This is a genomic window from Pseudomonas sp. MWU12-3088 (assembly GCF_023242405.1).
In the GTDB taxonomy this organism is placed as follows: Bacteria; Pseudomonadota; Gammaproteobacteria; order Pseudomonadales; family Pseudomonadaceae; genus Aquipseudomonas; species Aquipseudomonas kribbensis.
On sequence record NZ_JALJEA010000001.1, the window covers coordinates 370,859 to 390,042 of the forward strand.

Below are 19,184 nucleotides of genomic sequence, written 5' to 3' on the forward strand. Positions count from 1 at the left end.
GTCGTGCCGGCGATGATAAACCTCCATCCCCTGCGGGCGCGAACTTGTGACCGACGAATGGCCGACGGTCGGTTTTCACACAGACGGCGGCGACGTTGTCTACAGTGAAAAAGTCGGCACTCGCTTGCCGCCACCGTGATTGTCCAGAAAAAACCCGGCTCAAGTACCGGGTTCCACCTGATCAGGAGTGCACGATGGATCTCAGCCGTCGTCAGTTCTTCAAGGTCGCCGGTATCGGCCTTGCAGGCTCTAGCCTGGGCGCGTTGGGCATGGCCCCGACGCTGGCCTTCGCCGAGCAGGTGCGCCACTTCAAGCTTGCCCACACCCATGAAACCCGCAACACCTGCCCGTATTGCTCGGTCGGTTGCGGCTTGATCATGTACAGCCAGGGCGATGCCGCGAAGAACGTTGCGCAAAACATCATCCATATCGAGGGCGACGCCGACCACCCGGTCAACCGCGGCACCCTGTGTCCGAAAGGCGCGGGCCTGCTGGACTTCATTCACAGCCCGGGCCGCCTGCAGTACCCGCAGGTGCGCAAGCCCGGCAGCAGCGAATGGACCCGGATCACCTGGGATGAAGCCCTCGACCGCGTCGCCGACCTGATGAAGGCCGACCGTGACGCCAATTTCGTCGAGAAGAACGCCCAGGGGCAGACGGTGAACCGCTGGCTGACCACCGGGTTCCTCGCAGCGTCGGCGGCGTCCAACGAAGCGGGTTACATCACCCATAAGGTGGTGCGCAGTCTCGGCATGCTGGGGTTCGATAACCAGGCGCGTGTCTGACACGGCCCGACGGTGGCAAGTCTTGCCCCGACGTACGGCCGTGGAGCCATGACCAACACGTGGACCGATATCGCCAACGCGAATCTGATCCTGGTGATGGGCGGCAACTCCGCTGAAGCGCATCCATGCGGCTTCAAATGGGTGACCGAAGCCAAGGCGCACAACGCCGCGCGGCTGATTGTGGTCGACCCGAGATTCACCCGGACCGCCTCCGTGGCCGATTACTACGCGCCGATCCGCACCGGCAGCGACATCGCGTTCATGGGCGGGCTGATCAATTACCTGCTGACCGAGGACAAGATCCAGCACGAATACGTACGCAACTACACCGACGTGTCGTTCATCGTCAAAGCCGGGTTCGGCTTCGAGGACGGGCTGTTCACTGGTTACGACGCGGCCAAACGCACCTATACCGAAAAATCTAGCTGGGGTTACGAGCTGGGCGAGGACGGCTTTGCCAAGGTCGACCCGACCCTGCAGGACCCGCGCTGCGTCTATCAGCTGATGAAGCAGCATTACAGCCGCTACAACATCGACCTGGCGAGCCAGATCTGCGGCATGCCGGTCGATGCGATGAAGAAAATCTGGGAGGAAATCGCCACTTGCTCGCAACCGGGCAAGACCATGACCATCCTTTACGCATTGGGCTGGACCCAGCACTCGATCGGTTCGCAGATCATCCGCAGTGCAGCGATGGTGCAACTGTTGCTGGGCAACGTCGGCATGCCCGGCGGCGGGGTCAACGCCTTGCGCGGGCACTCGAACATTCAGGGCCTGACCGACCTCGGGTTGCTGTCGAACTCGTTGCCGGGTTACCTGACTCTGCCGATGGATGCCGAACAGGACTACAGCGGCTACATCAAGAAACGCACGCAATTGCCGTTGCGCCCGGGGCAACTGTCCTACTGGCAGAACTACAGCAAGTTCCACGTCAGCCTCATGAAAGCCTGGTACGGCGCCAACGCGACTGCCGAAAATCAGTGGGCCTACGACTACCTGCCGAAACTCGACATTCCCAACTACGACATCCTCAAGGTGTTCGACCTGATGGGGCAGGGCAAGGTCAACGGCTACATGTGCCAGGGCTTCAACCCGATTGCCGCGCTGCCGGACAAGAACCGGGTGATGGCTGCTCTCGCCAAACTGAAATGGCTGGTGGTGATGGACCCGCTGGCTACCGAAACCTCGCAGTTCTGGGAAAACGTCGGGCCTTACAACGATGTGAAAAGCGCCGACATCCAGACCGAAGTCATTCGCCTGCCCACCACCTGCTTTGCCGAAGAGGACGGCTCGCTGGTCAACAGCAGTCGCTGGCTGCAATGGCACTGGAAAGGCGCCGACGGCCCCGGCGAGTCCCGCACCGACGTGCGGATCATGACCGAGCTGTTCATGCGCCTGCGTCAGCGTTATCAGACCGAGGGCGGCGCTTATCCCGATCCGATCCTCAAACTCTCCTGGCCGTACAAGGTTCCGGAAGAACCGTCGCCGGAAGAAATCGCCAAGGAGGTCAACGGCTACGCCACCACCGACTTCACCGACGCCACGGGCGCGGCGATCAAGGGCAATTCGCAACTGGCCGCCTTCGCCCAGCTCAAGGATGACGGCAGCACCGCCTCTGGCTGCTGGATCTTCTGCGGCAGCTGGACCGAGGCTGGCAACCAGATGGCCCGGCGCGACAATGCCGATCCGTATGGCATGCATCAGCACCAGGGCTGGGCGTGGGCCTGGCCGGCCAATCGGCGGATTCTCTACAACCGCGCTTCGGCGGACATGCAGGGCAAACCCTGGGACCCGAAAAAACGCCTGGTGTGGTGGAACGGCAAGGCCTGGGGCGGCACCGACGTGCCGGACTACAAGGCCGACGTGCCGCCGGAAGCCGGGATGAACCCGTTCATCATGAACCCCGAAGGCGTGGCGCGGTTCTTCGCCGTCGACAAGATGAACGAAGGGCCATTCCCCGAGCACTACGAGCCGTTCGAAACGCCGATCGGCATCAACCCGCTGCACCCCGAAAACAAGAAAGCCACCAGCAACCCGGCGGCGCGGATCTTCGATTCGGTGTGGGACAGCCTCGGCGTGGCCAAAGACTACCCGTACGCCGCCACCAGTTACCGGCTGACCGAGCATTTCCACTTCTGGAGCAAACACTGTCGATTGAACGCGATTGCCCAACCGGAGCAGTTCGTGGAAATCGGCGAAGTGCTGGCGAAAGAGAAGGGCATCGCTGCCGGTGACCGGGTGCGGGTCAGCTGTAAGCGCGGGTTCATTGAGGCGGTAGCGGTGGTGACCAAAAGGATCCGGCCGTTGCAGGTCAACGGCCAGGTCGTGCATCAGATCGGCATCCCGCTGCACTGGGGTTTCACCGGCCTGACGCGTCACGGCTATCTGACCAACACCCTGGTGCCGTTCCTCGGCGATGGCAATACCCAGACCCCGGAATCCAAGTCATTCCTGGTCAACGTGGAGAAGCTCTGATGGAGAATCTTTAGATGGCCAGCCAAGACATCATCGCCCGCTCGGCCACCACGACCCCGGCACCCTCGGTGCGTAATCAGGAGGAAGTCGCCAAGCTGATCGATACCACCAAATGCATCGGCTGCAAGGCCTGTCAGGTCGCGTGCTCGGAATGGAACGAGCTGCGCGACGAGGTCGGCCACAACCACGGCACCTACGACAACCCGCAGGATCTGAGCGCGGAGTCGTGGACGCTGATGCGCTTCACCGAGCACGAAACCGACGCCGGCAACCTCGAATGGCTGATCCGCAAGGACGGCTGCATGCATTGCGCCGAGCCCGGTTGTCTGGCGGCGTGCCCGAGCCCCGGGGCGATCATCAAGCACGCCAACGGCATCGTCGATTTCGATCAGGACCACTGCATCGGCTGCGGTTATTGCATCACCGGTTGCCCGTTCAACATTCCACGCATCTCGCAGAAAGACCACAAGGCCTACAAATGCACCTTGTGTTCGGATCGCGTGGCCGTTGGGCTGGAGCCGGCCTGCGTGAAAACCTGCCCGACCGGGGCGATTGTCTTCGGCAGCAAGGAAGACATGAAAACCCATGCCGCCGAACGCATCGTTGATCTCAAGAGCCGTGGCTTCGACAACGCCGGTCTCTACGATCCGGAAGGCGTCGGCGGCACCCACGTCATGTACGTGTTGCACCACGCCGACACGCCGAAGATCTACGCCGGGTTACCGGAAAATCCGGCGATCAGCCCGCTGGTGGGCCTGTGGAAAGGCATCAGCAAACCCCTGGGCCTGCTGGCCATGGGCGCGGCGGTGCTGGCCGGGTTCTTCCACTATGTGCGGATCGGCCCGAACCGCACCGAAGAGGATGACAATCCGGAACCGCCCGACACCTCGGTCCACGTGGTCGACCCGGCGGTGCACACCTTCGATCCACGCGGGGAGGACCGGCCATGAGCAACAAGACGATCCTGCGCTACACCGCCAACCAGCGCACCAACCACTGGCTGGTGGCGATTCTGTTCTTCATGGCCGGGCTTTCGGGGCTGGCACTGTTTCATCCGTCGATGTTCTGGCTGACCAATCTGTTCGGTGGCGGGCCGTGGACGCGGATTCTGCACCCGTTCATGGGCGTGCTGATGTTCGTGTTCTTCCTCGGCCTGGTGTTCCGTTTCTGGCGCTCGAACTTCTTTATCGACAACGACTGGAAGTGGCTGCGGCGCATCGACCGGGTGCTGGTCAACGACGAAGAGACCGTGCCGCCGGTGGGCAAATACAACGCCGGGCAGAAGATGCTGTTCTGGACTTTACTGCTGTGCATGCTCGGACTGTTGTTCACGGGGCTGGTGATCTGGCGCGCGTACTTCAGTCAGTACTTCGGCATCACCACGATTCGCTGGGCGATGTTGCTGCACGCCCTGGCCGGGTTTGTGCTGATCCTCAGCATCATCGTGCACATCTATGCCGGCATCTGGATCAAAGGCTCGGTAGACGCGATGCTGCATGGTTGGGTCAGCCGCGCCTGGGCGAAAAAACATCACGCACTCTGGTATCGCGAAGTGGAATCCCAGGATCCGCCGGAGCGACCGGTCACCAAAAAGGGCTGACACTTGCCAACCATTCTTGAACCCGGGGAAATCGAAGCGGCGGCCAGTGCGCCGCCGTTTCTGCACTTGCCGCCGCACAACCTGTTCACGCTGCGCGCCGAACGTCTGGAACTCTTGGCGATCGGCCATCCGCTGGCCGACTACCTGCGTCTGATCGCCGGACTGTGCCGCGTACAGCAGCAAGTCCTCGACGATCCGCCTTCCAACGCCCCGATTGATGAGCAACGCCTTGAGGTCTGCCGGCAGCACGGCATGCCGCCGTTCGCCGCTGACACCCTGATTCGCGAGGACGGCTGGCAGGCGTATCTCGATGCCTTGCTGCAACGCTACGGTGCACCGGAACAACCCGCCGTCGCCGATGCGGTCACGTCGTTGCGGGTTGCCAGCTCCGGTCAGTTGCGGGCCTGGGCGGTGGCGCTGGTCAGCGGCCAGTATTCGCTGGTGCCGGCGGCGCTGGTGCCGTTTCTTGGCGCGGCGCTGCAAACGGCCTGGAGCCACTGGCTGCTCAGCGCGCCGCACCTGCAACTGGCGCCCGGCAACAGCCTCGGCCAGTGCCCGGCCTGTGGTTCGCCGGCGATGGCCGGGGTGATCCGCCATCGCGGCAAGCACAACGGCTTGCGTTATCTGGTGTGTTCGCTGTGCGCCTGCGAATGGCATGTGGTGCGGGTCAAATGCGTGTACTGCGAGCAGAGCAAGGGCCTGGAATACCTGAGTCTGGAAGACGATCGCCACGCCGCCAATCAGGCGCCGTTGCGCGCCGAAGTCTGTCCGAGTTGCAACAGTTACCTGAAACTGCTGTATCTGGAAAACGATGCCGAGGCCGAAGCCTTGTCGGCGGACCTGAGCAGTCTGCTGCTGGACATGCGCCTGGCCCAGGACGGCTATCAGCGGCTGGCACCGAATCTGTTGCTGGCACCCGGAGACGAATAAGCAGAGCGTCTACACTCTGGCGCAACGGCTTTTTATCCGGAGCGTCTGATGCCTGCCAGTGTTGCCCAGCGTTTGCCATCCATCGACAGTCTGCTGCGTCACAACGCCTTCCAGCCCGTGGCCGAACGACACGGGCGCGAGGCGCTGCTGGCGATGTTGCGTCAGTTGCTCGACGACTTGCGCGACTCGGTCGTGGCGGGACAGCTCTCCGCCGTCGAGATCAGCCCTGAAGCCCTGGCCGGCAGGATTGCCGAACGTCTGGCGCTGCAACAACGCAGTCAGGTACGACGAGTGTTCAACCTGACCGGCACGGTGCTGCACACCAATCTGGGCCGTGCGCTGCTGCCGGAAGAAGCCATTGAGGCAATGCAACTGGCAGCGCGTTATCCCTTGAATCTGGAGTTCGACCTGGCCAGCGGCAAGCGTGGTGACCGTGATGACCTGATCGAAGGCCTGATCCGCGAGCTGACCGGCGCCGAAGCCGTCACCGTGGTCAACAACAATGCCGCCGCAGTGCTGCTGACCCTCAACAGCCTCGGCGCGCGCAAGGAAGGCATCATTTCGCGCGGCGAACTGATCGAAATCGGCGGCGCGTTCCGCATCCCCGACATCATGGCCCGGGCCGGTGTGCGCCTGCATGAGGTCGGCACCACCAATCGCACCCATGCCCGGGATTACGAAGCGGCGATCAGCCCGCGCAGCGGCTTGATCATGCGCGTGCATGCGAGCAACTACAGCATCGAGGGTTTTACCGCCCGGGTGCCGACGGCTGAATTGGCGGAGCTGGCCCATCGGCATGGCTTGCCACTGCTGGAAGACCTTGGCAGCGGCAGCCTGCTGGACCTGACCCGCTGGGGGTTGCCGGCGGAGCCGACGGTGCGTCAGGCATTACTCGATGGCGCGGACATCGTCACCTTCAGCGGTGACAAACTGCTCGGCGGGCCCCAGGCGGGGGTGATTGTCGGGCGCAAGGATCTGATCGCGAAGATCAAGAAAAACCCGCTGAAACGCGCCTTGCGGGTCGACAAGATGACGCTGGCAGCGCTGGAAGCGGTGCTCGGGCTCTATCGCGACCCTGATCGGCTGGCCGAGCGCTTGCCGACCCTGCGCCTGTTGACCCGCCCGCAAGATGACATTCTGGCTCAGGCCGAACGCCTGCAACCGGCATTGGCCAAGGTGCTCGGTGAAACCTGGGCGGTCACGGCGGAGAAAACACTGGGCATGATCGGCAGCGGCAGCCAACCGGTGGCGCGGCTGCCAAGCGCGGCACTGTGTGCCCGCCCTCAAGTGTCGAAACGCCTGCGCGGACGCATGCTGCTGAATCTGCAAAGCGCATTGCGCGAATTGCCGATCCCGGTGCTCGGACGGCTCGACGATGACGCGCTGTGGCTGGATCTGCGACAACTCGACGACGAACCGGCGTGGCTCGCGCAACTGGGGCCGTTGCAGACATGATCGTCGGCACCGCCGGGCACATCGACCACGGCAAGACTTCGCTGCTTCAGGCCCTGACCGGACAAACCGGCGACCGACGCCCGCAGGAGCGCGAGCGGGGCATGACCATCGACCTCGGTTATCTCTATGCCGAACTGGCGCCCGGAGCGGGGCTGACCGGGTTCATCGACGTGCCGGGCCACGAGAAATTCACCCACAACATGCTCGCCGGCGCCCAAGGCATCGATCTGGTGTTGCTCGTTGTGGCGGCGGATGACGGCGTGATGCCGCAGACCCGAGAGCACCTGGCGATTGTCGAGTTGCTGGGGATTCCCCGGGCGCTGGTGGCGATCACCAAGTGTGATCGGGTCGAGTCGGGCAGGGTGGTGGAGGTTCGCCGGCAAATCGAACATCTGTTGGCGCCCGGTCCGTTTGCCGGCGCGCCGATGCTCGCGGTTTCAAGCGTGACGGGTGAAGGCGTCGATGCCCTGCGGCAAGCGTTGCTGCAGGCACAGAGTGAAGTGTTGAAGCGGGGTCGCGAAGGTGGGTTTCGTCTGGCCATCGACCGGGCATTCAGTGTGGCCGGGGCCGGGATTGTGGTGACGGGCACCGCGCTGTCGGGAGTGGTTGCGGTGGGCGACAGGCTGATCCTCGGGCCGTCGGGCAAAACGGTGCGGGTGAGGGGGCTGCACGCGCAGAATCAACCCGCAGAACTGGCGTTTGCCGGCCAGCGTGTAGCCCTGAACATTAGCGCTGATCGCCTGGAACTCGGGCACATCCATCGCGGGCATTGGCTGCTCGCTGAAACACTGTTCGCGCCGACTCAACGCCTGGATATCGACTTCCAGCTGCTGCCCGATGAGACGCGCACCTTCGAACACTTTCAGCCCGTGCATCTGCACCTCGGCACGCAAGACGTGATCGCCCGCGTGGCATTGCTCGAAGGACCAAGGCTGCTTCCGGGCCAGCGCATGCTCGCGCAACTGCTGACCAATGTTCCGGTTCACGGCGTGAAGGGCGATCGATTGATCCTGCGCGATCCCAGTGCCCAGCGCACGCTCGGCGGCGGTCAGTTGCTCGACCCGTTCGCCCCGGCCCGGCAACGGCGCAGCCCCGGGCGTCTGGCGCAATTGCGGGCGCTGGCGATCAGCTCCAGCCTCGAACAAGCGCTGCCAACGCTGCTGGAGTACAGCGAAAGCGGCATTGATTCGCAGCGCCTGGAGCGTCAGTTCAACCGTCCGCGTGAAGGCTGGTCGCTGCCGGACAACGTCCGTCTGATCGAAACCCGTCAGGGCCAGGTGCTGTTCAACGCCCAGCGCTGGGGCATTCTCAAGTTCACCTTGCTGGAGCAACTGGCGCGCTTCCATGAACTGGAGCCCGACCAGATGGGCCCGGACCGTGATCGTCTGCGGCGCTTCAGCGGATTGAACATCGAGCATTCGACCTTCATCAGTCTGCTGGAAGAACTGCGCAGCGCCGGTTCACTCACCGCCAGCGGCCCGTGGCTTCACCTGCCGGACCATCAGGTGCGCCTGAATGCCGACGACGAAACCCTCTGGCAGGCGTTGCAGCCGCTGTTCGAGCAGGCCGGTTTCGACCCACCGTGGGTACGCGACGTGGCCAAAACCGTGGGCCAGGAGGACGCCACTGTCCGGCTGTTGCTGCGCAAACTGGCGCGGCTCGGCGTGGTGCATCAGGTGGTGCGGGACTTGTTCTTTACCGACATCACCTTGCGGCAAATGGCGGCGGTGCTACTGCGTCTGGGTGAAGAAAATCTGCCGATTCAAGTCACGGCGTTCCGTGATGCGCTAGGCTTGGGACGCAAACGCAGTATCCAGATCCTCGAATACTTCGACCGCCTCGGCCTGACCCGGCGTCTCGGCGAGGGTCGGCAGATCCGCTTCGACAACGCGCTGGCCAACCCCGGCGCCGACTGAGTTCAAGGAAGGCAATCGCGCCCGGTGGCGCGGCCGGGCTTCAAACCCGGTTGGGGACGGCATCCGTTCCCGGGCAGGTTCGACTCCGGCTGCCTTCCGCCATTTCTGCATTCAGAAGCCCAACGGGTACTGAATCACCACGTAGATCCGGTCGATATCATCCCCCGCCTGAGCACTGTTGGCCCGGTGCGAGACGTGGGACAGCTGCACCGAAAGGTCCTTTGCCGCACCGGACTGGACGATGTAGCGCAGATCGATGTCGCGCTCCCAGTGTTTGCCGCCGTCGCCTTGTTGCGGCTGGAACTGGCCGCTGTCCGGGTCGAACGGGTTATAGGCGCCGCCCTTGGGCGCGTGGGTGCCGTCGATGTGGCTGCCGGAAACGTAGCGGGTCATGAAGTTCAGTCCCGGAATGCCGAACGCACCCAGATCCAGGTCGTAGCGGGCCTGCCACGAGCGCTCGTGGGCGCCGTTGAAGTCGGCGTATTTGATCGAGTTGGCCAGATAGATCGAGTCGCCACCGACGAAATCGAACGGTGTGTCACCGTTGATGCGTTGCCAGCCGAGCATCAACGCGTGCGGGCCGAAGGCGTATTTGCCCGAGAGGCTGAACGCGGTGTTATCGATTTCTCCGGCCAGTGCCTGCCCGGTGTCGCGGGTGTGGTAGACGTTGGCGTCGAGCAGCACGCCGGACTGTTTGAAATGCAGGTTGGCGTAGTACTGATGCCAGGTTTCGCTGAGGTCGGAAGCGTATAGCGCGCCGCCGACAGGGCTGTCACTGAACAGGTCTGCGCCGATTAAGCTGATTCCGCCGGCTCGGGTACTGGCGCCGTAGCCCTCGAAATCGCCTTGGCCGGATGAGCTGTCCTGATTCTTGAATGCGGTGAAATGCCCGGCCACCAGATTGATGTTGTCGATTTCACGGCTGTTGAGCAGAAACCCGGTGGCGTATTCCGGTTGCAGACGTTTGTCCGAGGTGTCGAACACCGGGGTCTCGACGGTCATTTCGCCGAAGGCGAGGGTGGTGCGCGAGGCCTTCAGTTTCAGGGCGCCGCCGGCGCTGGAGTAGTCGCTCTCGCTGCGACCGTCGCCGTCCACCGGCAACAGACCGGTGCCGGAATGTCCCCGACCGCCGTCCAGTTTCAGCCCGTAAAAGGCGTGCGCATCGAGGCCAAAACCGATCGTTCCATCGGTGAAACCGGATGCGAAAGTGCCGATAAACCCCTGAGCCCATTCCTGTTTGTAGTTCTTGCCGCTAGGCGAGGGCGAGCGATAGTCGTTGCTCAGGAAGAAATTGCGGCTGAGCACTTCGCCCTTGGCGTCATCCAGAAAACCGCTGGCCAATGCTGTGTTGGCGACGCCGCCCAGCAGCAAGGCCAGCGTGATACCCGAGGGCGAGAAACCTTTCATGTGTCAGTGACCGGCGATGGTGGAATGTCGCCGGATTGTCGTGCGGGCTGCCTCTGAATGATTGAGCGGATGTGCTGAGTCAGTCGACAACCGGCAAATCGACCCTCGCCACCAGCCCCGAGCCCTTGCGATTGCTCAAGGTCAGTTCGCCACCCTGTTCACGGACAATCGCCCGGGCCGCCGAGAGGCCGAGCCCGACGCCGCCGGTTTCGCGGTTGCGCGAGGTTTCGAGGCGGAAGAACGGGTCGAACACCCGTTGCAGCGCGTCTTCGGGAATGCCCGGGCCTTCGTCGCAGACTTCGATGCAGATCGAGTGCGCGTTGCGGCTGAGTGCGATGCGTGGGCGTTCGCCGTATTTCACGGCGTTTTCCAGCAGGTTGACGATCACCCGCTTCAGGCTCAGCGGTCGGCCGTCGTAGACCAGGTGGGCCGGGCCGTTGAAGTCGATGAGGAGGTGCTGGTCGCGGTAGTCGTCGAGAATGGTTTGCAGCAGTTCCGACAGATCGAACGCCGTGGGTTGCTCGAGCTGTGTACCTTCGCGGAAAAACGCCAGGGCGGCGTTGATCATCGATTGCATTTCCTCGATGTCGCGAATGAGTTTTTGCTGATGATCCAGGTCTTCCATGAACTCGCTGCGCAGGCGCATCCGGGTCAACGGCGCGCGCAAATCATGGGAGATGGACGCGAGCATATGCGTGCGCTCACCGATGAAATGCTGGATCTGCGCCTGCATCGCGTTGAAGGCGATGATGGCCTGGCGGATTTCGTGGGGCCCTTCGATCTCGATGGGCGGTGCGTTCAGGTCGACGCCAAAACGCCTGGCGGCCCCGGCAAAGCGTTGCAGCGGATTGGCCAGTTGGCGGGTGGCGATCCAGGCAACCAGCAACGTGGCGATCAGGCCCAGTGAGGCAATCACCGCTATCCGGGCGTTCAGGGTCAGGCCCCAGCTACGCTCCGGCGGCGTGAACGACAGCCAGCTGCCATCGGTCAAGGGAATGAGGGCGACATAGTGAGCCTGAGCACTGCCTGGCGGCCAGTCATCGGGGTTGAACACTTCAACTTCCCGGTGACTGCCCAGCAATTGCTCCAGCGCCGGAATTTTCGAGGTCTCGACCGCGGCGCCGTCCCCGGGGAAATTGAATGAGGCGCGCTGTGCATTCCACACCACTTCAAGCATCGGGGTGCTGGCGGCGCTCGCCAGCTGCGGGCGCAATGGGGCGGGCGCCGCCTCGATCACTCGCGTGGTCGCCGCAATTCGTTCCAAAAGGCCGGTGCGCTCGATGGGCGGGCGGGCCCAGATGCCCGCCACCTGCACGAACAAGGCATTGAAAGCCAGCGAGGCGAGCATGGCCGCGACAATCGTCAGGGCGATGCGGCGACTGAGGGTATCGCGCGGCAGGATTCGACCGATCATGAGCGGCTGACCTTGGCGGTGAACATATAGCCGCCATTGCGCACGGTGCGGATCAGGTCGGGGCGTTTGCTGTCCGGTTCGATCTTGCGCCGCAAGCGGCTGACCTGCACGTCGATGCTGCGATCAAAGGCGTCGTGACCCTGGCCGTGGGTCAGATCGATCAGTTGCTCGCGGGTCAGGATCCGTTGCGGATGTTCGAGAAAGACCAGCAACAGATCAAATTCCCCGCCGGACATCGGAATCATCACGCCCTCGGGTGAGCGCAGTTCGCGGCAGGTAATGTCCAGGTGCCAACCGGCGAAGGTCATGACCGGGCGTGCCGGTTCGCTGGTGCGATGGCCGTGTTCGCCGGCGCGGCGTTGCAATGCACGTACCCGGGCCAGCAATTCCTGGGGTGCGAAGGGCTTGGTCAGGTAATCGTCGGCTCCCAGTTCCAGACCGACAATCCGGTCACTCAGCTCGGCCATGGCCGTCAGCATGATGATCGGGATCCCCATCTGCGCGCGGATTTTCTGGCACAGGCTCAAACCGCCTTCACCCGGCAGCATCAGGTCGAGAATGATCGTGTCCGGCCGCGCCCGGTCAATGGCCGCCCACATGGCCTGGCCATCCGTTACCACTTCGACTTCGTAGGCGTGCTGAACGAAGAACTTCTTCAGCAGGGACAGAATTTCCACGTCGTCGTCGACGATCAGCAGTCTGCTCACGTTTGCAGGATCCATGAATCAAAAGAGGGCATCTAAAACCATTTCGATCGCGGGGTCATTTATTTCAATTCTGCAACATTCCTTCCGGGCGGACATCAGCCGGACATCCTCGGGCAAAAAACCTCGGGCACTCTGCCGGCATTCCATCCAAGGGGGTTCATATGAAGGATATGAAAAGCGCTTATTCCAACCAGGGGCATGGTGCCGTGCGCCCACTGATCCTGACCCAGCGCACCACTAGCAGCGTGTTCAACGCGCCGATCTTCTTCCAGGAAACCTGCCTGGGGATCGTTCCGGACCAGAGCCAACTGGTCATGCGCCGCTACTTCGAGCGCTTCAGCCCGGCCGACAGTCATTGGGTGGAATACATCCACTCCATCCCCACGACCGAATTCATCCACTGGATCATGACCCACGGCCAGTTGCGCATCGAGTGTTCTGAAAACACCCCGTTCGGCCAGATTCAGACCGCAGGGGAAGCGCATTGATGAGAAACCGTCATTCGCTGGTGCTGTTGTTGGCAGCGACTTTGAGCCTGTCGGCCTGCAGCAGCAAAAAAGTCGAACCGGAAATGTACTCCGGGTTTCTCAACGACTACAGCATGTTGAAGGAGCAGCAGACGCCGTCGGGGCAGACGATTCTGAGCTGGGTCAGCCCGGCGTTGGCGACTGGGCGTTACACCCGGGTGTATCTGGCGCCGAGCCAGTTCTATCCGCAGGTCCAGCCCACGGGGCGAATTCCGCAGAGCACCTTGTCCGGTGTGACCCGCTACTACGACGCAGCCCTCCGGCAGGAACTGGGCAAAACGCTGCCGCTGGCCTCCCGGCCCGGCCCGAACACACTGGTCGTGCGACCCGCCATTACGCAAGTCGCCACCAGCACCCAGGGCCTGCGGTACTACGAATGGCTGCCGATCACGCTGGTTGCGGCCGGCGTGAGCACCGCTGCCGGCATTCGTGATCAGGACAGTGAGATTGCCACGGAAGTGTCGATCGAGGACGGATCGACCGGCGAGGTGGTGGCGAAAGTCGTGCGCAAGGGCACGGGCGTGCCATTGGAAAACGACAAACAGGTGATGACCGCCGAGAACGTCAAGGGCGTGCTCGACGGCTGGGCCAGCGATCTGAGTCAGACCTGTGTCGCCGCGCGCAAGGTGACCGCGCGGTGACAACCGCTACGTCACAGCGCCGCTTTTACCTGTAGGCCCACCACCAGTGCATTGTCGATGTCCTGCCCCGAAAACGCGCCCGGCTCGATGATGTACTGCAGGTTCGGGCGCAGGGTCAGCCATGGGGTGGCTTGATAACCGTAGCCGAGCTCGATCAGCTGTTCGGCGCCGTCGATATTGGAGAGCGGCGTGCCGTTGGCCAGCGCGGCGTCTTGCTGTACGTCGCGGCTGCGCGGGTTCTGCACGGCGCGGCCGTAACCCAAGGCGACGGTGTCACGCGGGCGGCCTTCGAACGGTTTGTACAGGACCACGCCGGCGCCATACCACTTGCTGAACGGCGAAGCCGCTTCGCTGGCCGCCGAGTACTGACCGAAGGCGTGCAGGCTGCGGCCTTCGGACGTTGGCGAGCTCCACACCGCCTGATCGATCAGCAGGTAATGGCCGCCGCGACCGGATACTTCCTTGTCGCTGCCGATGCGTTTCACGTCGGAGCTGTCGTAGTAATAACCGAGCTTGTACTCGCCAGGCAGGGTGCCCGCATGTTTGTAGACCAGTTCGACAGGCACCACGGTGCCGGTGGTGTGTTTCGGTCCCAGGTGCCAGGCGCGGCTGGAGTTGCCGTTGCTTTCCGGATCGACGTTGAACGCGGCCACGCGCAATTGCCATTCCGGCGACAGGTCGTATTTCACCCGCACGCCCAAGTGCGCGTTGGGGTAGTTGGTCCAGCCGCTGCCGCCGGACATGTTCAGCGGATGGCCGCAGAAACCGGCGTTCATGAAGTTGCAGAGAATGCCGCTGTCGAGGCCGCCGAGGTCGTTGCCCATGGCCATGTAGCCGAGTTTGACGTTCAGTGCCGGGGTGAACAGCGTGCGCTCGTAACTCAGTTCGGTCAGGCGGGTGTAGAGCCCGCCGTAGTTTTCCTGGATCGGCAGACGGTTGCCGACCAGATCCTCCGAGGCGCTGTTGCCGCGACGGTCGTTGATGGTCAGCTGGACCTTGCCGGCGTTGTCCACGCCATAGATTTTGCTCAGATCAAATTGCGCGCCGAGCTTGATGTTTTGTGAGTAGCGGGCGGAACGGTGCAGGCCACCGTCGGCGTTGTAGGCGGTTTCGCCGGTGTAGTCGCCGGTGAACTTGACGCCGTCTTCGTCGAGCTGGTGGCGCAGGCCGCCCCAGTCGCCGGTCAGGGTGTTGCGGGTGAACACATTCGAATCGGTGTCAGCGAAAGCGGGCAGGGCGGTGCTGCAGGCGAGAGCGAGCAGAACGCCAGTGTGGGAAAAACGAACAACGAATGACATTGCTGAAATCCAGAGCCAGGAACATGAAACGGCGCGACACCCGAAGGTGCCGCGCGCAGTGAAATGAAGGAGGGCGCAGCGGTTTACGGCAGGGCGTACGCCATGACGTAATCGCCACGATCAGTCGACTGACGGGCGCCACCGGCGGTGATGACCACGTACTGCTTGCCGGTTTTCGGCGACACGTAAGTCATCGGGCCGCCCTGACTGCCGACCGGCAGACGGGCTTTCCAGATTTCTTCACCGTTGCCGCTGTTGTAGGCGCGCAGGTAGAAGTCCTGGGTGCCGGCGATGAAGATCAAACCACCTTGAGTCGACAGGGTGCCGCCGAGGGTCGGCAGACCGATCTTGATCGGCAGGTGCATGCGGATGCCCAGTGGACCGGTGTCTTCAACGGTGCCGACCGGCACTTGCCAGGCGACTTTCTGGGTCTTCATGTCGATCGCGGTCAGGGTGCCGAATGGCGGCGCCTGGCACGGAATGCCGGCGACCGACAGGAAGCGGTTCTTGTTCACCGCGTACGGCGTGCCTTTCAGCGGAACGGCGCCCATGCCGGTGTTCAGCGCTTCGCCACCGGAGGTTGCTTCACCTTTGTTCTGCGACGGAATCATCTGAATCCACAGACCCAGACGCATGTCGTTGACGAAGATGAAACCGTGCACCGGGTCAGTGGAGATGCTGCCCCAGTTCATGCCGCCCAGCGAACCCGGGAAGCTCAGGGATTTGTCGGTGCCCGGCGCGGTGTACAGGCCTTCGTAGCGCATCGACTTGAAATCGATCCGGCACAGCAGTTGGTCGTACGGGGTAGCGCCCCACATGTCCGACTCGGTCAGGTGCTGGGCACCGATCTGCGGCATGCCCACGGATTTCGGCTGGGTTGGCGAGTACGGTTCGTTCGGAATGTTCGACGCCTTGACCGGTACTTCTTTGACTTCGGTCAGCGGTTTGCCGGTGGCGCGATCCAGCACGTAGATTTGCCCGGCCTTGGTGCCGATCACCAGCGCCGGTACGGTTTTACCGTCCTTGGTGAAGTCGATCAGGCTCGGCTGCATCGGCAGGTCGAAGTCCCAGAGGTCGTTGTGCACGGTCTGGTAGACCCACTTTTCTTCGCCGCTGTTGGCGTCCAGCGCCAGGATCGAAGCACCGTAGGTGTGGTCGAGTTTGTTGCGCTCTACACCGTAGATGTCGGTGGACGAACTGCCCATCGGCAGGAAGACCGTGTTGGTTGCCGGGTCGTAAGACATCGGCGCCCAGCTGTTCGGCGTGCTGCGAACATAGGTCTTGCCATTGGCCGGGGCCTTTTTATCCTGCGGGTTGCCCGGGTCGAAGGCCCAGCGCATCGCACCGGTCATCACGTCGAAACCACGGATCACGCCGCCCGGCATGTCGGTCTGTACGTTGTCCGCCACGCGACCGCCAACGACCACGGTGGTGCCAGCCATCAGTGGGGCAGAGGAAAGTTGGTAGTAGCTGTCCGGCACATCACCCAGACCGGCCTTCAGATCAACCTGGCCGTTGTTGCCGAAACCCTGGCAGAACTCGCCGGTGTCGGCATCTACCGCGATCAGGCGGGCGTCAATGGTGTTGGTCAGCAGACGGCGGGTGCAGTTGGCGGCAGGGGCGGCCGGAGTTTCGGTGACTGGCGAGCTGGCCGGTTTGGCGACGGCTGCGCTGGCATCGAAATAGGCCATGCCACGGCAACGCTGCCAGACTTTGGATTTGGCGTTGATCGCGTTTTTCCAGAGTTCCTTACCGGTGTCGGCATCCAGCGCAATCAGGTTGTTGTGCGGGGTGCAGATGAACACCTTGTTGCCGATCTGCAGCGGGGTCAGCTGGTCTTCGGCGCCATTGCCATCGCTCTCGGCGATGTCGCCGGTGTGGTAGGTCCACGCGACTTTCAACTTGTCGACGTTGTTGCGGTTGATCTGGTCCAGCGCTGCGAAGCGGCTACCGCCTTCGGTATTGCCGTAGTGCGCCCAGTCTTTCTGCGCCTTTTCCGGCTCGACCGGGGTGAGGCCCGGGCCGGTGCCGGTAGGGGCGACGGTCGGGTGCGCCACGAACATGTTGCCGGCAGCGACGGCCAGTCCAACCGCCAGAACAGCGGCAACGCCGTAAGCACCGCGACCCGCAACGCCGCCATTGGCGCGCTTGAGCATCGGGTAGACCAGCGCAACCGCCAGACCTACGGCGCTGAACATGAACAGGCGCGAGAACACCGGCCAGAACACCAGGCCTGCGTCGCTCACTGCCCAGATCGCAGTCCCGACCAGAAACGCCGCGAACAGCCAGGCGCCGGCAGGTTTGCGGCGAGCGATCAGCAGACCGGACAGGGCCATGACCAGACCACCCACCAGGAAGTACCAGGAGCCTCCCAGACTGACCAATTTCACACCGCCAGCCGCCAGTGCCAGGCCGAGCAGGGCGATGATCACCCCAAGCCCGACCAGAATGAATGTTGATATGCCCGAGAGGCGTTGACTCTGCTTCACGTTGAATGTCCCGTTGAAATGAGGCGGGCAGTATATCGTTAGGTAACTACCTAGTTAAATCACTAATTCAGAATGAAAGGGTTTTTTGCGCTCAATGGTGCGACGAATCGACGCTGGCCTTGTCCTCGCGGGTCCTCAGGGACTATTGAAACGGTGGGAAAGTCGGTTTTTTGCCAGCAGATATGGAATTTATGACAGGTTGTTCGCGGCTTGATGGTTCCCGCCGAACAGGATCGGCGGGAACGCTATTGGCTACGGGCGAGAAGTGGACTTAGTGAGCCATCACCTCATCCAGTGCCTGCTCAAGCGTTCTGACCGTACGCTCGATGTTGTGCAGCTTTTCCAGTCCGAACAGACCGATACGGAAGGTCTGAAAGTCAGCCGGTTCATCGCATTGCAGCGGCACCCCGGCGGCGATCTGCAGGCCGTGGCTGGCAAACTTCTTGCCGTTTTTGATATCGGCATCATCGGTGTAGCTCACCACGACGCCCGGGGCCTGAAAGCCGACGGCGGCCACGCTTTTGAAGCCTTTGCCGGTCAACATGGCGCGCACCCGGTCACCCAGAACCTGTTGTTCGCCGCGGACCTTTTCGAAACCGTAGGCTTGGGTTTCATTCATTACGTCGTTGAACCGCGCGAGGGAATCACTGGGCATGGTCGCATGGTAGGCATGTCCGCCCTGTTCGTAGGCCTGCATGATCTGCAGCCACTTCTTCAAGTCGCAGGCGAAGCTACTGCTTTGCGTGTGCTCGATGCGTTCGAGGGCCAAGGCACTGAACATCACCAGGGCACAGCAAGGCGAGGCGCTCCAGCCTTTCTGTGGTGCACTGATCAGCAAGTCGACGGCACATTTGTGCATATCAACCCAAAGCGTGCCGGAAGCGATGCAGTCCAGCACGAACAGGCCACCCACCGCATGCACGGCGTCGCCGACGGCCCGCAGGTAATCGTCGGGCAGGATAATCCCCGATGAGGTTTCAACGTGGGGGGCGAAGACAATCTGCGGCTTGTGCGTGTGAATGGCTGCCAGGACTTCGTCCAGAGGGGCCGGGGCATAAGCCGCCTGGCGACCCGTTTCGACCGGTCGGGCTTTCAGCACCGTAGTCGCCGCCGGGATGTTGCCCGTCTCAAGGATCTGGCTCCAGCGATAACTGAACCAGCCATTGCGTATCACCAGGCATTGCTGGCCGGTGGCGAACTGTCGTGCCACCGCTTCCATGCCGAAGGTGCCGCTGCCCGGAACCACCGCAACGCCCTCAGCGTTGTAGACCTGCTTCAGAGTCCTGGAAATGTTCCTCATGACGCCTTGGAATGACTGCGACATGTGGTTGAGCGAGCGGTCGGTGTAGACCACGGAGTACTCGACCAACCCCTCAGGATCGATACTCGGGTATAGCTTTGACATGGGGTGACTCCTTCTGTGATTCCCTGGCAGTCAAAAGGTCTGGCGAACATCATCGGGAAGCAAGTTTAGGCAAAGGGCAGGGATGAGCTGAGTGAAATGCAGAAATGAGGATAGAGTGGTCATCAATGCCTCAAT

14 protein-coding genes and 1 tRNA gene are annotated in these 19,184 nt (G+C 62.4%); 9 read left to right on the forward strand and 6 right to left on the reverse strand.

The features are described 5' to 3' along the window. The first annotated feature begins 194 nt into the window (after positions 1-194). The 7 genes from fdnG (at position 195) to M5B98_RS01755 (ending at position 9,263) form a co-directional block, all read left to right on the forward strand. The gene (gene fdnG, locus M5B98_RS01725) at positions 195-3,260 is read left to right on the forward strand and encodes a formate dehydrogenase-N subunit alpha (protein WP_248741568.1); all 3,066 of its coding nucleotides are present in this window, start codon (positions 195-197) and stop codon (positions 3,258-3,260) included. A gap of 14 nt (positions 3,261-3,274) precedes the next feature. Continuing rightward, positions 3,275-4,210 carry a formate dehydrogenase subunit beta gene (gene fdxH / locus M5B98_RS01730; RefSeq protein WP_248741569.1) on the forward strand — a complete coding sequence of 312 codons (936 nt, stop codon included), beginning with the start codon at positions 3,275-3,277 and terminating at the stop codon, positions 4,208-4,210. After that, on the forward strand, positions 4,207-4,860 hold the full coding sequence (locus M5B98_RS01735; protein ID WP_248741570.1) for a formate dehydrogenase subunit gamma: 654 nt from the start codon (positions 4,207-4,209) through the stop codon (positions 4,858-4,860). Before fdxH ends, M5B98_RS01735 begins: the two co-directional genes overlap by 4 nt. Positions 4,861-4,863: 3 nt before the next feature. Then, positions 4,864-5,790 carry a formate dehydrogenase accessory protein FdhE gene (gene fdhE, locus M5B98_RS01740; protein WP_248741571.1) on the forward strand — a complete coding sequence of 309 codons (927 nt, stop codon included), beginning with the start codon at positions 4,864-4,866 and terminating at the stop codon, positions 5,788-5,790. 48 nt (positions 5,791-5,838) lie between these two features. Beyond that, complete coding sequence (selA, locus tag M5B98_RS01745; RefSeq protein ID WP_248741572.1) at positions 5,839-7,245, forward strand: L-seryl-tRNA(Sec) selenium transferase; 1,407 nt, start codon at positions 5,839-5,841, stop codon at positions 7,243-7,245. Then, positions 7,242-9,161, forward strand: a complete 1,920-nt coding sequence (gene selB, locus M5B98_RS01750) for a selenocysteine-specific translation elongation factor (protein ID WP_248742154.1) — start codon at positions 7,242-7,244, stop codon at positions 9,159-9,161. Before selA ends, selB begins: the two co-directional genes overlap by 4 nt. A 6-nt stretch (positions 9,162-9,167) precedes the next feature. Further along, positions 9,168-9,263: transfer RNA gene (locus M5B98_RS01755), tRNA-Sec, on the forward strand. Positions 9,264-9,272: 9 nt separating this feature from the next. Here M5B98_RS01755 and M5B98_RS01760 read toward each other — a convergent pair. The 3 genes from M5B98_RS01760 to M5B98_RS01770 form a co-directional block, all read right to left on the reverse strand. Next, positions 9,273-10,568 carry an OprD family porin gene (locus M5B98_RS01760; RefSeq protein ID WP_248741573.1) on the reverse strand — a complete coding sequence of 432 codons (1,296 nt, stop codon included), beginning with the start codon at positions 10,566-10,568 and terminating at the stop codon, positions 9,273-9,275. Between the two features lie 79 nt (positions 10,569-10,647). Next, positions 10,648-11,982: an ATP-binding protein gene (locus M5B98_RS01765; RefSeq protein ID WP_248741574.1), complete on the reverse strand. Its 1,335-nt coding sequence runs from the start codon at positions 11,980-11,982 to the stop codon at positions 10,648-10,650. Beyond that, a complete protein-coding gene (locus M5B98_RS01770; RefSeq protein ID WP_134826812.1) occupies positions 11,979-12,704 on the reverse strand; it encodes a response regulator in 726 nt (241 codons plus the stop codon). The genes M5B98_RS01765 and M5B98_RS01770 overlap by 4 nt, the downstream gene beginning before the upstream one ends. Before the next feature lie 146 nt (positions 12,705-12,850). On the opposite strand from M5B98_RS01770, the gene M5B98_RS01775 reads away from it, so the two are divergent. Beyond that, positions 12,851-13,177, forward strand: a complete 327-nt coding sequence (locus M5B98_RS01775; RefSeq protein ID WP_248741575.1) for a hypothetical protein — start codon at positions 12,851-12,853, stop codon at positions 13,175-13,177. Beyond that, positions 13,177-13,857 carry a DUF3313 domain-containing protein gene (locus tag M5B98_RS01780; protein WP_248741576.1) on the forward strand — a complete coding sequence of 227 codons (681 nt, stop codon included), beginning with the start codon at positions 13,177-13,179 and terminating at the stop codon, positions 13,855-13,857. The genes M5B98_RS01775 and M5B98_RS01780 overlap by 1 nt, the downstream gene beginning before the upstream one ends. 11 nt (positions 13,858-13,868) lie before the next feature. Here M5B98_RS01780 and M5B98_RS01785 read toward each other — a convergent pair whose 3' ends face one another. The 3 genes from M5B98_RS01785 to M5B98_RS01795 all read right to left on the reverse strand — a co-directional run bounded on the left by M5B98_RS01785 (position 13,869) and on the right by M5B98_RS01795 (position 19,049). Further along, positions 13,869-15,155: a carbohydrate porin gene (locus M5B98_RS01785; RefSeq protein ID WP_248741577.1), complete on the reverse strand. Its 1,287-nt coding sequence runs from the start codon at positions 15,153-15,155 to the stop codon at positions 13,869-13,871. 83 nt (positions 15,156-15,238) lie between these two features. Further along, the gene (locus M5B98_RS01790) at positions 15,239-17,644 is read right to left on the reverse strand and encodes a glucose/quinate/shikimate family membrane-bound PQQ-dependent dehydrogenase (protein WP_248741578.1); all 2,406 of its coding nucleotides are present in this window, start codon (positions 17,642-17,644) and stop codon (positions 15,239-15,241) included. 271 nt (positions 17,645-17,915) lie between these two features. Further along, a complete protein-coding gene (locus tag M5B98_RS01795) occupies positions 17,916-19,049 on the reverse strand; it encodes an aminotransferase class V-fold PLP-dependent enzyme (protein WP_248741579.1) in 1,134 nt (377 codons plus the stop codon). Between the last annotated feature and the right edge of the window lie 135 nt (positions 19,050-19,184).

Coding starts and splice junctions, on each gene's coding strand:
- fdxH (WP_248741569.1), top strand. CDS start 3,275: ATGGCCAGCCAAGACATCATCGCCCGCTCGGCCACCACGACCCCGGCA.
- M5B98_RS01735 (WP_248741570.1), top strand. CDS start 4,207: ATGAGCAACAAGACGATCCTGCGCTACACCGCCAACCAGCGCACCAAC.
- selA (WP_248741572.1), top strand. CDS start 5,839: ATGCCTGCCAGTGTTGCCCAGCGTTTGCCATCCATCGACAGTCTGCTG.
- selB (WP_248742154.1), top strand. CDS start 7,242: ATGATCGTCGGCACCGCCGGGCACATCGACCACGGCAAGACTTCGCTG.
- M5B98_RS01760 (WP_248741573.1), bottom strand. CDS start 10,568: ATGAAAGGTTTCTCGCCCTCGGGTATCACGCTGGCCTTGCTGCTGGGC.
- M5B98_RS01765 (WP_248741574.1), bottom strand. CDS start 11,982: ATGATCGGTCGAATCCTGCCGCGCGATACCCTCAGTCGCCGCATCGCC.
- M5B98_RS01770 (WP_134826812.1), bottom strand. CDS start 12,704: ATGGATCCTGCAAACGTGAGCAGACTGCTGATCGTCGACGACGACGTG.
- M5B98_RS01775 (WP_248741575.1), top strand. CDS start 12,851: ATGAAGGATATGAAAAGCGCTTATTCCAACCAGGGGCATGGTGCCGTG.
- M5B98_RS01780 (WP_248741576.1), top strand. CDS start 13,177: ATGAGAAACCGTCATTCGCTGGTGCTGTTGTTGGCAGCGACTTTGAGC.
- M5B98_RS01785 (WP_248741577.1), bottom strand. CDS start 15,155: ATGTCATTCGTTGTTCGTTTTTCCCACACTGGCGTTCTGCTCGCTCTC.
- M5B98_RS01795 (WP_248741579.1), bottom strand. CDS start 19,049: ATGTCAAAGCTATACCCGAGTATCGATCCTGAGGGGTTGGTCGAGTAC.